This is a genomic window from Neisseria sp. P0019.S003 (assembly GCF_051957115.1).
GTDB classification, from domain to species: domain Bacteria; phylum Pseudomonadota; class Gammaproteobacteria; order Burkholderiales; family Neisseriaceae; genus Neisseria; species Neisseria flavescens_D.
In genome coordinates this window covers 1-494 of sequence record NZ_JBQCWT010000056.1, presented here as the reverse complement: position 1 = coordinate 494, position 494 = coordinate 1, and the positions used below count along the sequence as shown (strand labels likewise).

The window sequence follows — 494 nt, the reverse complement described above, 5'->3', positions numbered from 1 at the left end:
CTTCAAAACAATACCACAACCCCTCAACCACACCCCCCCCAACACACCACAACAACACACAACCCAAACCCCCAACCACAACCCAAACACCACACCCCCACACCCCAACAACCAACCCACCCAAAACACACAACCCAACAAACCAAAACCCACCACCAACACCAACAACACAACCAAAACACAAACCACCACCAAAACCAAACAACACACCACAAACCCCCACAACCCCACAAACCCCACCAAAACACACACAAAAAAAACCCCCCCAACAACAAACAAAACACCACCCCACCACAACAAAACCACCGCACAACACAACACAAACAAAACAACCAACCACCACCGACACACAACACAACAACACACCCGCGCGCACAACAAAACAGTCCACGCCTCGTCCCGCCCACTCGATCAAAACGCCGAACACCAAACCCCAAACCAGACCCCCGACAACGCCCACAGCCCCCTACAACACCCAACAAACCAACACAACA

1 protein-coding gene is annotated in these 494 nt (G+C 52.0%); it reads right to left on the bottom strand.

What is annotated here, in order from left to right; genetic code table 11:
• Positions 1-376, bottom strand: a 376-nt coding sequence (locus ACTHTS_RS11055; RefSeq protein ID WP_440370063.1) for a hypothetical protein, incomplete at its 3' end; no start/stop codon positions are given.
• Positions 377-494: the final 118 nt, after the last annotated feature.